The following is a 14296-nucleotide window of genomic DNA, read 5'->3' as shown; positions in this document are numbered from 1 at the left end:
AGGCGGGCTCAGATGCGGGCCAGGGCCCAGAACCCCACGGCGTAGCAGGCCAGCGCCAGCAGCAGGAGCGGTACCGCCACCTTCGCGGGCGGGCCGGGCCGGCGGCGTGCGAGGCGGCGGGCGGCACGGTGGCCGCCGCGGCGGTGCGGCTGCGGAATTGAGGGCGCCGAAGGTGGAACCTGCGGGCTCTGAGCGGTGTACGAAGCAGTAGAGGCATCGACGCGTTGGTGTTGCACCGGCGTCGGAGGCTGCGGCGGGTACTGCGGTGTGCGGGGTCGGGGGGAGGACAGGACGTGCGTGGTGTCGTAGGGCGAGGCGTGGGTGAAGTGGTGCTGTGCGCCTTGGTGTGCCTGGTCCGGCTGACTCTGGACCTGGCTCGGGGTCGGGGCCGGGGTCCAGGGCGGCTGGGGCGGGGGTGTCTGAGGCCGCGCGGAGGAGACGGTGTCCTGCGGGGGCGGCAGGTGGAAGCTGCCGGTGTCCGACATGCTGACGGACCCGTCCGTGTCGCCGGCCCGCGAGGGGACGGACGATTCCCGGGAAGCCGGGGCCGGCCCGGCCACGCCCTGGCGCGGATCGCTGGGCGCGATGCCCGAGCCGGTGCCTGCTGTCCCGGGGCCGGAGCCGGAGCCGGAGGCGCTGGCCACCGCCCCGGTACCCGTATGCAGGGAACCGGAGTTGGCCGTCCCCACCGAGTCCGTGCCCGCGCCGAACCGGCGTCGGCCAGCCGTGCTCTCGTCGACCCCCGGCGCCCGTTGGAGCGGCCCGTCCGGCCCGAACCCCTTGGGCAGCGGCCCGATCTGATCGAAGATCTCGATGATCTCGTCGTCCGGACCAGGTTCCGGCAGGAGCTCCGCGGCCGAGGCGAGCGCCTTGCGCGCCCCCGTGGCCGTGCGGAACCGTGCGTGGGGATCCGGCTGCAACAGCGACGCCACGACCTGCCAGAGCGGCTCGGGAATGCCCTTGGGCGCACCGGGCGTCCCGTGATCCGCGAAGTACTGCACGAGCGCCTTCACGTCAGGCTTGGCGCCCTCCAGCAGATACAGGGCGACAAGTCCCACGGCGAACAGGTCGGCGGGGAAGTCCGGTTCCGCACCCATGAGTTGCTCGGGCGCGAGATAGCCGGGAGTGCCCACCACGAGGTTGGTCTCCGTCAGCCGGGGCTCGCCAAGCCGCATGGCGATGCCGAAGTCCGACAGACGCAGCCGCGGACGCGCCGTGCCGGTGGCTTCGAGGAGCAGGTTGGCGGGCTTGATGTCACGGTGGACGACGCCTTCCGCGTGCACCGCGGCCAGCCCGGCGAGGAGCTGGTCGAGGAGCGTACAGACGAAAGAGGGGGCCAAGGGGCCGTAGTCCCCGATGAGATGGACCAGGGAACCGCCGGCCACCAGGTCCATGGTGAACAGGACCTTGTCGTCGTCGGCGGCCCAGCTGGCCGGCGCGAGCACATGGGGGTGATCGATCCGCAGGGCCTGTTCGCGGACGAACCGCAGCAGCGAGTGCGCGTCGCTCTGCTGGAGCACCTTGGCGGCCACATACCGGCGGCGCCGGTGGTCCCAGGCACGCCAGACGGCACCTACGCCGCCGCGTCCGATCGGGTCGACCAGTTCGTACCGGCCGGCGAAGACCTCACCCATGGCTGTGCGTCGCTCCTCCCCCTTCGGCTACCCCCCTTGCTTCCCCCGCGACGAGCGATACGACTCCCCCTCGCTGACGCATCCGCGTCCTTCCGGGACGTGGGCCGTCGGCCCGGTTGCCGAACCCCCTTCGGCGACCGGGCCTCGGGGTCAGCTCTGGTGGGACTGGTAGTGCGCGACCGCGTCGGACGTGCGGCCCGCGCCGTACACCCGGAGGAACTCTGCCAGTTCCGGGTGGGTGGGGGCGAGGGTGTCAGCGGCCTCGATGATGTCCCCCGCGGCCGCGACCGAGCGCAGCAGTGACTGGATCTCCCGAACCACCCGCTTGACCGTGGGCGCTCCCGAACTGTTCGTCGTCTGTGTGGTGTTGCTGAGCACCGAGCCCCCCTGCGACTTCTTGATCTCGTCCATCCGCTCGGTCGCCTCGGCCGCGCTCACGCTGCCGTCCGCGACCTGCCCCGCCAGGTCCTGCAGCAGCTGCACCCGCTGGACCACGGCGGGATTGCCGATCTTCGCCCGCTGACCGCTCATCAGCTGCGACAGCATCGGTGCGGACAGTCCCAGAACCCCCGCGAGACGAGCCTGGTTAAGACCAAGATCGTCGATGAGCTTACGGAAGAGCGTCCCCAGCGGCTCCCCATACCAGTTCCGCTGCAGATCCCGCGCTCTTGCGGTGGCTTCCTGCTGTGCGGCGTCCATTGCGTCTCCCCATCGCTTCCCCAAAACTGCGGTTCGCTGTAGCGAACCACGCCGAGCATCTTACGGAGAGTGGTCGTTCACCGGGACCCCCAATCTTTTTGCGAGATACGGGGGGCGACCCGGTACTCTGGTCTGCGGCGCCCGCCGGTACGCGGTTCTTCCGGTTGGACGCTCCTCTTTCCGGGGCCTTAGCTCAGTTGGTAGAGCGCTGTCTTTGCATGGCAGATGTCAGGGGTTCGACTCCCCTAGGCTCCACACCTCGGACCGGTCAGACGCTTCACCGCCTCTGGCCGGTCTTCGCATGCCCGGACGTGCACGGGCACGACCCCCGAGTGACGTGCGTCACGTGAGGGGAGGTGGCGTCATTGGCAGATATTTGCGCAAACAGCTGCGAGCAGCGGCAGCGCCGGTGGTTGCGCAGGTCATGGACGCGGTGCCGGAGTCTGCGCGCAGATACGGAAGGCCTTTGTGAGCTGGCGTTAACGTCCTCGGGTAATCAGAAGGGTGCAGCCCGTTAAGGAAATCTGCGCGAGACCTGCACACGGCAGCCGTTGCAAACGTCATCGTGGAGCGCGGGCGTAAACGCCGCCGCCGCGGGTGCCGGGTGCGATGCGGACGGTGTTCCACGTGAAACATCGCTGTGGGGCGGGAGACCCTCAAGTCTCCCGCCCCACAGCGCAGTTCGATCTCCGGGCCGTCACCGGCCCTTCACCTCAGCGGCCCTCGTCGCGCCGGGCCGCCTCCTCCTCGGCTTCCTTCGCCTGGACCTCGGGATCAAGGGCGGACTTTCCGCTGCCGTCCACCGACGACAGACGGTTCGCCTCAGGGACCTCGGTCGCGGCCGGAGGCTCGACCAACCAGTCAGGGTTGGCCTGCTTGTCCCACCACTTCCAGGCGGCGAAGGCGCCGCCCGCCAGAACACCCAGCACCGCCAGCACCTTCGCGGCACGGCCGGCCTTGGCACGCCGCTGATGCTTACGGACCAGCTTCTGGATCTCCTTCGGCGAGACCTGACCGCGCAACGCGGCCAACGCGGCCGCACCACGCGCAGTGGCCTCGTCCCTGACGGGCCCCGCCGCCGCCACGGCCTGCTCCAGCTTCGGCCGGGAGTACACGGCGGCCTGCCGGGCAGCCTGACGCGTACGGACGGCAGCCTCATGAGCGGCCTGGTCGACCTTCGGCGGCACATGTGCACGGGCCTGCTCCAGGCGCGGCGCGACATACGTGCCGTACTGCATAAGGGCCTGCGCGCGGGCCTGCTCGGTGGCCTGCGTCACCTTCGGCGCGAGCCGTACGCGTGCCTCGTGTGCGTAGTGCGTAGCCCTGTCCTTGGCGGTGTCGGCGTAGGGCGCCACCACTTCCGCGGCGTGCAGCACGCTGTCCTTCGCCGAGCCGGTCGCGGCGCGCACGCTGTCGATGCGGGTCACGGGTTCCTCCTCCTCGGTGGCGTACGGTAATTCGACTTTCCACCCTTTTACGGATCATGCCTGCCGGAACGCTCTGCGGCATGTGAGGGCGGGCATATGGGTGCCGATGTGCTAGATCAAGTGCAATAACGGACCAATGCGGGGCAACGGTGGCTTGTCGTCGACAATGCCACGGTTCTTCCCGTCGCGCCCCCGCCACGGACCGACTCGATGGGTTTTCTGCAAGGAATCAGCCCGGTTGCGTGCGGGTGAACGAACGCCGGGCGACGGACACCACCGTCCGTGCGAGGATCGGGGAGTCACAGGAAGACAACGGAAGGCAGATCGTGGCCGAGCAGCTCTACGCCACCCTGAAGACCAACCACGGCGACATCGAGGTCCGGCTCTTCCCCAACCACGCGCCGATCACGGTCAAGAACTTCGTCGAACTTGCCCAGGGCGAGCGTGAGTGGACGAACCCCACCACCGGCGAGAAGTCCACGGCCAAGCTCTACGACGGCACGGTCTTCCACCGCGTCATCAGCGGCTTCATGATCCAGGGCGGCGACCCCCTCGGCAACGGCACCGGCGGCCCCGGCTACCAGTTCCAGGACGAGTTCCACCCCGACCTCCGCTTCGACAAGCCCTACCTGCTCGCCATGGCCAACGCCGGCCCGGGCACCAACGGCTCCCAGTTCTTTATCACCGTCTCCCCGACCACCTGGCTGAACCGCAAGCACACCATCTTCGGCGAGGTCACCGACCCCGCCAGCCAGAAGACCGTCGACACCATCGCCGCCGTCCAGACCAACCCCCGCACCGACCGCCCCGTCAGCGACATCGTCATCGAGTCGGTCGTCATCGAGACCCGCGAGAACTGAGACAGCGACGCGAACAGCGCCCGACACCTCCCACAGGGAACCAAACGCCCCGCTCGTCCGTAAGGAAGAGCGGGGCGGTGTATGAGGACGTGCACCGCGTACGACGACCTAGGGGACCTCATGGACCAGCCGGCAGGCAGCCCGCAGGACGCCCAGAGCCTGCCCGTCTGCTACCGCCACCCGGACCGCGAGACCGGCATCCGCTGCACCCGCTGCGAACGCCCCATCTGCCCCGAATGCATGGTCAACGCCTCCGTCGGCTTCCAATGCCCCAACTGCGTCCGCACCGGCTCCGGCACCGGCCACGCCCCCACCGCCTCCCAGCCCCGCACCCTGGCAGGCGGCACCCTCACCGCCGACCCCCGCCTCCTCACCAAGATCCTCATCGGGATCAACCTGGCGATCTTCATCGCCGTCCAGACCAGCGACGCCCTCCTCACCGACCTGGTCCTCCTCGGCGCATGGCCACCGGCGCCGTACACACCCACCCAAGGCGTCGCAGGAGGCGAGTGGTACCGCCTGGTCACCTCGATGTTCACCCACGAGGCACCCTGGCACCTCGGCTTCAACATGCTCAGCCTCTGGTGGCTCGGCGGCCCCCTGGAAACCGCCCTCGGCCGCGCCCGCTACCTCACGGTCTACTTCGTCTCCGGCCTCGCAGGCAGCGCCCTCGCCTACCTCCTGGCCCCACCGAACACGGCCACGCTCGGCGCCTCCGGCGCAATCTTCGGCCTGTTCGGCGCCACCGCCGTCCTCATGCGGCGCCTCAACCACGACATGCGGCCGATCATCGCCCTGCTGGTGATCAACCTGATCTTCACCTTCACCCCGGGATTCAACATCTCCTGGCAGGCCCACATCGGCGGCCTCGTCGCCGGCGTCATCACGGGCTACGCGATGGTCCACGCCCCACGTGAGCACCGGGCGCTGATCCAGTACGGCGCAAGCGCGCTGGTCCTGGCCGTCGTAGTGCTCCTGACCCTGCTCAGGACTGCCCAGCTCACTTAACGCGCACAGTTGTCCACAGTGGGTGCCGGATCTTGTGCACACTGTGCGGGAACAGCTGTGCCCCCTGTCGCTGAACCGCGTTTCCGCAGGTCAGGCAGGGGGCGAACGGGTTTTCGATAGTGGGCGCCGGGCGGCTGATTCGTCACACCGGCGTCAACAGTCGATGAGTTATCCACAGATCGTCTTTTCTTTTTCAACACTGTGGACAACGGCTGTGGATAACTCAGCGGATAGCCCTGGGCAGAGCTGCGTTCACCGTGAAGTGACCGCCCGTTCGGCGGCTACTTCCACTGGGTGGAGACGCCGAATCCGGCGGCGATGAAGCCGAAGCCCACCACGATGTTCCAGTTGCCCAGAGCGTCGATGGGCAGCGAACCGTCGGTCACGTAGAAGACGACGATCCAGGCCAGGCCGATGAGGAACATGGCCAGCATCACGGGCGCGACCCATGCGCGGCTGTTCAGCTTGATGGCGGCCGCCTGCTTCGACGGCGGCGGCGTGTAGTCGGCCTTCTTGCGGATACGTGACTTCGGCACGAGGGTCTCTCCTGTCGATGCGCTGCGTGGCCGCGCAGGGAACTTTGGCTGGCTCGGGGCAGCGTACAAGGGGACTCTGATTGCTCCCCCGGGCGTCCGTTAGCGTAGTGCTTCCGCGGCGCCGAAGGAGATAAGGGTACGTTGAGCAATTCTGCCGACTCCCCCGGGACGGGATCCAGTCCTGTCCGTGGCCGATTCCGGCCGGTGCGGGTGCTGACCGCGGCCGTCTTCGCTCTCGCGGGGCTCATCTTCTTCACCAGTTTCAACACGGCCAAGGGCACCAATATCCGTACGGACGCCTCGCTGCTGAAGCTGTCGGACCTCATCCAGGAGCGCAGTCACAAGAACGGTCAGCTCAACGAGTCCAACGCGGTTCTGCGGGGTGACGTGGAGGCGCTGGCGGAGCGGGACGACGGTAGTACCAAGGCCGAGGACGCCAAGCTGGCGGCGTTGGAGGAGAACGCGGGGACGCAGAAGCTGACGGGTGAGGCGATCTCGGTCACGTTGAACGACGCGCCGCCGGACGCGACGGCCAAGCTTCCCGGTTATCCGGAGCCGCAGCCCGATTACCTGGTCATTCACCAGCAGGATCTCCAGGCTGTGGTCAACGCGCTGTGGCAGAGCGGTGCCAAGGGGATCAAGGTGATGGACCAGCGGTTGATCTCCACCAGTGCGGTGCGGTGCGTGGGCAACACGCTGATTCTGCAGGGTCGGGTCTACTCGCCGCCGTACAAGATCACCGCGGTGGGGGATCCGGAGAGGATGCAGAAGGCGCTGGCGGCGTCGCCGGCGATCCAGAACTACATGGTGTACGTCAATGTCTACGGTCTGGGCTGGAAAGTGACCGAGGACGGGACGGTGACTCTGCCGGGTTACTCGGGCACAGTGGATCTGCAGTACGCCAAGCCCGTGGAGTGAGCCCGCTCTAGCCCTCTCTGGAGCTGCCGGTGCGTGTCGTCGTCAGGACCTTCAGCGAGCTGTGTATCACCGTGGGCACTGTGATCGTCCTGTTCGTCGTCTATGTGCTGTTCTGGACCGGTGTGAAGGCCGATCACGTCATGGACGATCAGATCGATCGGTTACAGGAGCAGTGGGCGCAGGGTGCGGTGCGTCCGACGGCTTCGGCTGCCGGCGGTGAGGCCGGGGGCGGTGCGGGTGGCGAAGAGGGTGGGTCGGTGTCGGGGAGTCCGCCGAGTCCTGGCCCGTACAGCGCGGGCAAGCCTTTCGCGATCATGTACATCCCGCGTCTTGGTTTCACGTGGAACAAGCCGGTGCTCGAAGGCACCGCCGCGGGGACCTTGAAGAAGGGGCTCGGTCACTACGCGAGGACTGCGCAGCTCGGGCAGAAGGGGAACTTCTCGGTGGCGGGTCACCGGCGTACGTACGGTGATCCCTTCAAGGATTTTCCGAGGCTGCGGCCCGGTGACGCCGTGGTGCTGACCGACGGGACCACCTGGTTCACGTATCGGATCGACAAAGGCCCATACAAAACCCTGCCCACGGACATTGAGGTGATCGACGCTGTGCCCCGTAAGTCGGGGTACACGCGTGAAGGCCGCTATCTGACTCTGACCACGTGTGATCCGGAGTGGGGTCACAGTCACCGGCTGATCGTGTGGGCCCATCTGGACTCCACTCAGCCTGTGGAGGCCGGGAAACCGGAGGCGTTGCGCCGTTAGTCTGTTGGCTGTACGGCGTGAGTCTGGTGCCGTGGTGCGACGGAAGGGACGGCATGTACGGCTGGATCTGGCGGCATCTGCCGGGGAATGCGTGGGTGAGGGCGCTGATCTCGCTCGCTCTGGTCGTGGCCGTGGTCTACGTCCTGTTCAACTTCGTCTTCCCGTGGGCCGAGCCGCTGCTGCCCTTCAACGATGTGACGGTGGACAACCAGTGAGCGCGCGCATTCTGGTCGTGGACAACTACGACAGCTTCGTTTTCAACCTGGTCCAGTACCTGTACCAGCTGGGTGCCGAGTGCGAGGTGCTGCGCAACGACGAGGTGTCGACGGCGCATGCCCAGGACGGTTTCGACGGTGTGCTGCTGTCGCCGGGGCCGGGGACGCCGGAGGAGGCGGGTGTGTGCGTGGACATGGTCCGGCACTGTGCCTCGACGGGGGTGCCGGTGTTCGGTGTCTGTCTCGGTATGCAGTCGATGCAGGTGGCGTACGGCGGTGTGGTGGATCGTGCGCCGGAGTTGCTGCACGGCAAGACCTCGCTGGTGGAGCACGAGGGCAAGGGTGTCTTCGCGGGCCTGCCGACGCCGTTCACGGCGACCCGCTACCACTCGCTGGCGGCGGAGCCGGGGACGGTGCCGGCCGAGCTGGAGGTCACGGCTCGTACGCACGACGGGATCATCATGGGGCTGCGGCATCGTGAACTCCGGGTGGAGGGTGTGCAGTTCCATCCCGAGTCGGTGCTGACCGAGTATGGGCACCGGATGCTGGCCAACTGGCTGGTGGAGTGTGGCGATCAGGGTGCGGTGGCGAGGTCTGCGGGGCTCGCCCCGGTGGTGGGCAGGGCCACGGCGTGACCGCGCTGCGCCCCGAGCGCGAGTCCGGCGCCTCGTACGGGGAGTCCTTCACGGACTCCTACGGTGGCGCCGGCGACCAGGGCACCTCGTACGGGCAGCAGCCGTACGAGGGCTCCGGTGTGCTCGGGGAGTGGCAGGGCGGGGAGGACTACGTCACGCAGGGGGAGGCGCGGGCCCAGGGGGGTGGGGGGTACGGCGGTGACGGTTATGCCGCTGACGGTTATGCGGCTGATGGCTACGCCGCTGAGGGCTATGGGGGCGACGGGTACGGCGGCGGGGCCTATGAGGAGCCGTATGAGGCGTCGTCGTACGAGGAGCCGTATGGGGAGCCGTACATACCTCCGGTGGACGACGAGACCGTCGCGCTGCGGATAGCGGATCCGCCGTCCTTCGGCGAGTCCATATCGGCTTCTGCCGCCTCTTCCGTCACTTCGGCCACCGGAACCCCGTCGGGGGGCCGTGCGGCCCGTAGAAGGGCAGCCAAGCGGCGTCATGGGCGTCATGGGGGTTCCCGGCAGGCGTCGGAGGCCGAGGAGGCGGATTCGAGTTCGGGTTCGGACTCGGGTTCGGAGGGTTCCGGTGCGCCGCTCTCGCGGGTGGAGGCCCGTAGGCGGGCGAAGGCGCGTAAGCCGAGTCCGGGGGTGCTGGCCAGTCGGGCGATCGGTGAGGTGTTCATCACCACCGGTGTGCTGATGCTGCTGTTCGTGAGCTACCAGCTGTGGTGGACGAATGTCCGGGCGCATGCGCAGGCGGACAAGGAGGCGAGCAGCCTTCAGGACGACTGGGCGAGCGGCAAGCGCAGTCCGGGGACGTTCGAGCCGGGGCAGGGCTTCGCGATCCTGCACATCCCGAAGCTGGACGTCGTCGTGCCGATCGCCGAGGGCGTCAGCAACAAGAAGGTGCTCGACCGGGGCATGGTCGGTCACTACGGCGAGGGCAAGCTGAAGACGGCGATGCCGGACGCCAAGACGGGGAACTTCGGGTTGGCGGGGCATCGCAACACGCATGGTGAACCGTTCCGGTACATCAACCGTCTCTCGCAGGGCGACGCGATCGTCGTGGAGACGCAGGACAAGTACTTCGTGTACAAGATGGCGTCGATCCTGCCGGTGACGTCGCCGAGCAATGTGAGTGTGCTGGATCCGGTTCCGCCGGGGTCGGGGTTCACCAAGGCGGGCCGCTACATCACACTCACCACGTGTACGCCGGAGTTCACCAGCAAGTACCGGTTGATCGTCTGGGGCAAGATGGTCGAGGAACGGCCGCGCAGCAAGGGCAAGCCGGATGCGCTCGTCAACTAAGGGCAGATGAAAAGTGGCAGCCACCACCGACGGCACGGACACCAGCGACGGCACGGACGAGCACACGGCCGCCCCCGCGTCACGGCGTTCCCCGGCACGCCGCCGCGGCACGGGGCGGATCGCGATGGCGGTCAGTGTGTTCGGTGAACTCCTCATCACGGCGGGCCTGGTGCTGGGGCTGTTCGTCGTCTACTCGCTGTGGTGGACGAACGTCGTCGCTGATCGCGCGGCGGCGAAGCAGGCCGACAAGGTGCGTGACATCTGGGCGCACCAGGACGACGAGGGCTCCGGCCGTCCCGCCGAGTTCGACTCGAAGAACGGCATCGGCTTCCTGCATGTGCCCACGATGAGCGGGGACGACATCCTGGTGGAGAAGGGCACGTCGACGAAGATCCTCAACGACGGCGTCGCCGGCTACTACACCGACCCCATCAAGGCGACCCTGCCGACGTCGGGCAAGAAGGGCAACTTCTCGGTCGCCGCGCACCGGGACGGGCACGGTGCGGAGTTCCACAACATCCACAAGATCGAGAAGGGCGACCCGATCGTCTTCGAGACGAAGGACAAGTGGTACGTCTACAAGGTCTACGGCATCCTTCCCGAGACCTCGAAGTACAACGTCAAGGTCCTTTCCGCCATCCCGAAGGAGTCGGGCAAGACCAAGGCGGGCCACTACATCACGCTGACGACCTGCACGCCGGTGTACACGAGCCGGTACCGGTACATCGTGTGGGGGGAGTTGGAGCGGGTGGAGAAGGTGGATGCGGAGCGGACGTTGCCGGAGGAGTTGCGCTGACCGAGCTCCTTGCAGGAGGTCGGTCACCTAGCATGGTGGAGGCCCGAAGCCGCAACTTGTCTTTGCGGCTTCGGGCCCTTGGCATGTGATGCCTATCGCAGGGCCTGGAGGCGGGCTCCTGCGCTCCAGGCCTCCAGTGCGTCGCGGTTTACGGTGATGACTCCGCTCAGGTCAGCGATTGCCTGTGCCTCGCTGCTGAAGTTGCATGTGGCGACGAAGAGCGCGATATCCACTTGGCCGATCGCGCATGCCGCTCCGGCGAACTTCTGCATCTCTGCGCTGGGGACGGACACACGGCCGGTCCGGTTCTTGCACTGGACGGCCACGCTGCGGCCGTCCGCGGTGTGCCCGGTGATGTCGATACCCCGGTCGCTGCGGGCCTGTCGTACGACGACGCCCGTGCAGCCGTCCCGGCGCAGCAGATCGGCGACGTGGCGTTCGAAGGCCTGCCAGGTCATGGCCGCGATGGAGGCGCGTACCTGGTCTGTCGGTGACGCTCCTTCCAGGGTGCTGAGCCGCCGGTGGTGCCAGCACAGTTTGCGCTCGACGTTCTGGATGTCCTCGCGGAGCTCGATGAGTTCGCGACGGTGTTCGCCGGAGGTGGCGATCAGTGCGTTGAACATCGGCACGACGGTCTTGCCGAGGATGTGGGTGATGCGTTGGTCGATGTGGTCGTCGAGGAGGCGATGTCGGTGGGGGGCGGGTTTTCCACAGGCTGTGTGCGGGCCGCGTACTCCATGTCGAGGAGGTACACACGCACCTGACGTGCGACTTCGCTGTCGCGGAGGAGCATGGCGATGTTGAGGACGGCGCGGCGCGGGTAGAGCGTGAGGCTCGACCGAGGCTGTGGATAACCTCCCGGAAAGCGTGACAAGACGTCACGCTTGAATTGTGCGAGCTCAGAGCCCTGGAGCGTCACCATTCCATTGCACAACAGCTCATCGTGATGGCGTGCCTTGAGCTGGCGGACCGCCTCGGCGGTGACCCCGAAGTACGCCGCCACCATCGCCGTGGTCACATGCATCCCGTCCGGCAGCAGCGACAGCGCCTTCACCCTGTCGAGGACGTCTGTTCGTTCCAGCACGCTGTCGCGCAGGCTCTTGGACTCCAGCAGTGCCGATTGGTCGATCACGTTCTGCCCTTCCGTTCACGGTGTAGCCGTACGGGTGGGGCAGAGCTCTGACTCCCCAGCCCACCCGGTCAACGAGCCGTGAGGTGGGAAGGCACGAGCGAGAGGGGAATGGATTTGCGAGTCTCGCCCGGTCGTGGGGGGGACATGGCTGAGCCCCGGCACCCTGTTCAGGGCGCCGGGGCTCGGTTGTGTGCCGGGGGGTCAGTCCTCCGTGCGGGCGGACGTTCCCGTCACGCCGCCGAAGATCTGGCCGCCGCCGTTGTCGCCGCCGCCGTTGTTGCCGTTCTGGCCGAAGGCGACCAGGTTGACCGGGGTACCCCGGTCAACCTGTGTATTCGGCTGCGGGTCCTGGCTGATGACTACGGCGTTGTCGTCCTGCGAACCCGTGATGTTGCCCACGGCCAGACCTTGGTCCTCAAGGGTCTTCTTGGCGTCCTTGAGCGACAGCTGAGTCACGGTCGGCACCGCCACCTGCTGCTGCTCAGCAGCCTTGCCGATCTGGATCGTCACCGTCGAGTTCTTGTCCGCCTGGCTGCCCGCCTCCGGCGAGGTCGCGATGACCTTGCCGACCTGGTTGGGGTCCTGGGTGTCGACCTCGGTGCAGTTGCCGACCAGGTTGTTGGCCGTCATCTGGGCCTTCGCCTCGTCGCAGGTCTTGCCGAGGACCGCCGGGACGGTGGACTTCTCCTCTTCCTTGGCGACGGTGAGGGTGATCGTCGAGCCCTTCTCGACCTCCTCGCCCTTGACCGGGTCCTGGTCGAGGACGGTGCCGGGGTCGTCGGAGGAGGTCTCGCGCGTCTCGATCTTGACCTCGAGTTCGTAGTCGTCGCTCTTGAGCTTCGACTCGGCGTCTTCCTGGGACAGGCCGATCACGCTCGGCACCGTCACCTTCGGGGCGCCGGTGGAGATGACCAGGTTGATGACGGACTGCTTCTTCACCTTCTCGCCGGGCTGCTTGTCCTGAGTGCAGACCTTGCCCTTGACCTGGTCCTCACAGGGCTTCTGCGTGAACTCAAGCTTCAGTTCGGCGTTGGTGGCCGCTTGCCTGGCTTCGGGCTCGGTGTTGCTCACGAAGTCCGGGACGGAAGTGGTGTCGTTGGCCACCCCCTCCCCGTCGAAGATCCACTTACCGATCAGAACCGCGCCCACCAGGACCAGTACAGCCGCGACGACCAGCAGGATCGTCGAGGTGTTGGACTTCTTCTGGCGGCGTCGGTCGACGCGGTCGTCGTAGCCGTAGCCGCCGTCGTCCGGGTTCATGGGCGGCAGCATCGACGTGGCGCCGGCGTCCGTGGCGCGCAGGGCCGTGGTCGGCTGGTCGTCGGGGTAGCCGCCGTAGCCCACGGAGCCCATTGCCGCGGTCGCGGCCACCGGCTGGCCGTCGAGGCAGGCCTCGATGTCGGCGCGCATCTCGTCGGCCGACTGGTAGCGGTAGTTGGGGTCCTTGGTGAGGGCCTTCAGCACGATCGCGTCCATCTCGGGCGTGATCTCGGGGTCGAAGACCGAGGGGGCCTGGGCCTCCTCACGGACGTGCTGGTAGGCCACGGCCACCGGGGAGTCGCCGACGAAGGGGGGCCGTACCGTCAGGAGCTCGTAGAGCAGGCAGCCGGTCGAGTAGAGGTCCGACCTCGCGTCGACCTGCTCGCCCTTCGCCTGTTCCGGCGAGAGGTACTGGGCGGTGCCGATGACGGCGGCGGTCTGGGTCATCGTCATGCCGGAGTCGCCCATGGCGCGGGCGATGCCGAAGTCCATCACCTTGACCTGGCCGTTGCGCGTCAGCATGACGTTGGCCGGCTTGATGTCGCGGTGGACGATGCCGCTGCGGTGGGCGTACTCGAGGCCCTGGAGGATGCCGATGGTCATCTCCATGGCGCGCTCCGGCAGCAGCTTGCGGCCGGAGTGAAGAAGCTCACGCAGCGTGGAGCCGTCCACGTACTCCATGACGATGTACGGGATCGACACGTTGTCGATGTAGTCCTCGCCCGTGTCGTAGACCGCGACGATCGCGGGATGGTTGAGCGAGGCGGCCGACTGGGCCTCCCGGCGGAACCGGGCCTGGAAGGACGGGTCGCGCGCGAGGTCCGCGCGCAGCGTCTTCACCGCCACGGTGCGGCCGAGGCGGGTGTCATGCGCGAGGTAGACCTCCGCCATGCCACCACGACCGAGCACCTGGCCCAGTTCGTACCGGCCGCCGAGGCGACGCGGCTCTTCCATAGCTACCTACCAGCCCTCTCCGTCGGTCCCGCCGTCACCCTTGTGGGTGTGGCGGTGGTCCGTCCGGGCATACCGTACCCGGCTCGTCTTGTGTGACCTGGCCAAGCCCGTAACCCGATACAGGACCGGTATCGCAACGTGCACCGATGTGAAGGGGACG

Annotated in this window: 15 protein-coding genes and 1 tRNA gene; 9 read left to right on the top strand and 7 right to left on the bottom strand. The window is 67.4% G+C overall.

The features are described from left to right. Positions 1-8: 8 nt before the first annotated feature. Positions 9-1634: a protein kinase gene (locus tag ACFZBP_RS08760; RefSeq protein ID WP_391411206.1), complete on the bottom strand. Its 1626-nt coding sequence runs from the start codon at positions 1632-1634 to the stop codon at positions 9-11. A gap of 150 nt (positions 1635-1784) precedes the next feature. After that, positions 1785-2333 carry a DNA-binding protein gene (locus ACFZBP_RS08755; RefSeq protein WP_383449690.1) on the bottom strand — a complete coding sequence of 183 codons (549 nt, stop codon included), beginning with the start codon at positions 2331-2333 and terminating at the stop codon, positions 1785-1787. Between the two features lie 182 nt (positions 2334-2515). Between ACFZBP_RS08755 and ACFZBP_RS08750 the strand changes: the two genes are divergently transcribed. Further along, positions 2516-2588: transfer RNA gene (locus ACFZBP_RS08750), tRNA-Ala, on the top strand. Between the two features lie 458 nt (positions 2589-3046). On the opposite strand, the gene ACFZBP_RS08745 is transcribed toward ACFZBP_RS08750, so the two are convergent. Further along, positions 3047-3760: a DUF5324 family protein gene (locus ACFZBP_RS08745; RefSeq protein ID WP_383449691.1), complete on the bottom strand. Its 714-nt coding sequence runs from the start codon at positions 3758-3760 to the stop codon at positions 3047-3049. 326 nt (positions 3761-4086) lie between these two features. On the opposite strand from ACFZBP_RS08745, the gene ACFZBP_RS08740 reads away from it, so the two are divergent. Together ACFZBP_RS08740 and ACFZBP_RS08735 are read left to right on the top strand one after the other, a co-directional pair. Beyond that, on the top strand, positions 4087-4620 hold the full coding sequence (locus ACFZBP_RS08740; RefSeq protein ID WP_383449859.1) for a peptidylprolyl isomerase: 534 nt from the start codon (positions 4087-4089) through the stop codon (positions 4618-4620). 120 nt (positions 4621-4740) lie between these two features. Further along, the gene (locus ACFZBP_RS08735) at positions 4741-5628 is read left to right on the top strand and encodes a rhomboid family intramembrane serine protease (RefSeq protein WP_383449692.1); all 888 of its coding nucleotides are present in this window, start codon (positions 4741-4743) and stop codon (positions 5626-5628) included. 281 nt (positions 5629-5909) lie between these two features. Here the strand turns inward: ACFZBP_RS08735 and crgA are convergent, their stop codons facing one another. After that, positions 5910-6164, bottom strand: a complete 255-nt coding sequence (gene crgA, locus ACFZBP_RS08730; RefSeq protein WP_062721281.1) for a cell division protein CrgA — start codon at positions 6162-6164, stop codon at positions 5910-5912. A gap of 141 nt (positions 6165-6305) precedes the next feature. Here crgA and ACFZBP_RS08725 point away from each other — a divergent pair, with 141 nt between their 5' ends. Genes ACFZBP_RS08725 through ACFZBP_RS08700 form a run of 6 tightly spaced genes read left to right on the top strand, consistent with a single transcriptional unit; the run spans position 6306 to position 10790 of the window. Beyond that, positions 6306-7082: a DUF881 domain-containing protein gene (locus tag ACFZBP_RS08725; protein WP_383449693.1), complete on the top strand. Its 777-nt coding sequence runs from the start codon at positions 6306-6308 to the stop codon at positions 7080-7082. A gap of 29 nt (positions 7083-7111) precedes the next feature. Further along, a complete protein-coding gene (locus ACFZBP_RS08720) occupies positions 7112-7843 on the top strand; it encodes a class E sortase (protein WP_391411202.1) in 732 nt (243 codons plus the stop codon). A 17-nt stretch (positions 7844-7860) separates the two neighbouring features. Continuing rightward, positions 7861-8058 (top strand): hypothetical protein, encoded by a 198-nt coding sequence (locus tag ACFZBP_RS08715; RefSeq protein WP_383449873.1) that lies wholly within the window; start codon positions 7861-7863, stop codon positions 8056-8058. Beyond that, entirely contained in the window at positions 8055-8693 is a 639-nt protein-coding gene (locus ACFZBP_RS08710; RefSeq protein WP_391411200.1) for an aminodeoxychorismate/anthranilate synthase component II, read from the top strand. The genes ACFZBP_RS08715 and ACFZBP_RS08710 overlap by 4 nt, the downstream gene beginning before the upstream one ends. After that, positions 8690-9994 (top strand): class E sortase, encoded by a 1305-nt coding sequence (locus tag ACFZBP_RS08705; protein WP_391411197.1) that lies wholly within the window; start codon positions 8690-8692, stop codon positions 9992-9994. Before ACFZBP_RS08710 ends, ACFZBP_RS08705 begins: the two co-directional genes overlap by 4 nt. A gap of 13 nt (positions 9995-10007) precedes the next feature. Beyond that, on the top strand, positions 10008-10790 hold the full coding sequence (locus ACFZBP_RS08700) for a class E sortase (protein WP_391411195.1): 783 nt from the start codon (positions 10008-10010) through the stop codon (positions 10788-10790). A 92-nt stretch (positions 10791-10882) separates the two neighbouring features. On the opposite strand, the gene ACFZBP_RS08695 is transcribed toward ACFZBP_RS08700, so the two are convergent. The 3 genes from ACFZBP_RS08695 to pknB form a co-directional block, all read right to left on the bottom strand. Next, the gene (locus tag ACFZBP_RS08695) at positions 10883-11413 is read right to left on the bottom strand and encodes a restriction endonuclease (protein WP_391411193.1); all 531 of its coding nucleotides are present in this window, start codon (positions 11411-11413) and stop codon (positions 10883-10885) included. Then, a complete protein-coding gene (locus ACFZBP_RS08690; protein ID WP_391411191.1) occupies positions 11398-11922 on the bottom strand; it encodes a hypothetical protein in 525 nt (174 codons plus the stop codon). Before ACFZBP_RS08690 ends, ACFZBP_RS08695 begins: the two co-directional genes overlap by 16 nt. A 201-nt stretch (positions 11923-12123) precedes the next feature. Beyond that, positions 12124-14136 carry a Stk1 family PASTA domain-containing Ser/Thr kinase gene (pknB, locus tag ACFZBP_RS08685; protein ID WP_391411189.1) on the bottom strand — a complete coding sequence of 671 codons (2013 nt, stop codon included), beginning with the start codon at positions 14134-14136 and terminating at the stop codon, positions 12124-12126. Positions 14137-14296 lie beyond the last annotated feature (160 nt).

The organism is Streptomyces sp. NPDC008086 (assembly GCF_042957325.1).
In the GTDB taxonomy this organism is placed as follows: domain Bacteria; phylum Actinomycetota; class Actinomycetes; order Streptomycetales; family Streptomycetaceae; genus Streptomyces.
The sequence above is the reverse complement of the archived record's forward strand: the minus strand, read 5'-3'. Positions and strand labels throughout refer to the sequence as shown.

What these genes read in the sequence shown, in the direction of transcription:
- ACFZBP_RS08695 (WP_391411193.1), bottom strand. Translation starts at nt 11,413, where the DNA reads ATGTTCAACGCACTGATCGCCACCTCCGGCGAACACCGTCGCGAACTC.
- pknB (WP_391411189.1), bottom strand. Translation starts at nt 14,136, where the DNA reads ATGGAAGAGCCGCGTCGCCTCGGCGGCCGGTACGAACTGGGCCAGGTG.
- ACFZBP_RS08755 (WP_383449690.1), bottom strand. Translation starts at nt 2,333, where the DNA reads ATGGACGCCGCACAGCAGGAAGCCACCGCAAGAGCGCGGGATCTGCAG.
- ACFZBP_RS08735 (WP_383449692.1), top strand. Translation starts at nt 4,741, where the DNA reads ATGGACCAGCCGGCAGGCAGCCCGCAGGACGCCCAGAGCCTGCCCGTC.
- ACFZBP_RS08760 (WP_391411206.1), bottom strand. Translation starts at nt 1,634, where the DNA reads ATGGGTGAGGTCTTCGCCGGCCGGTACGAACTGGTCGACCCGATCGGA.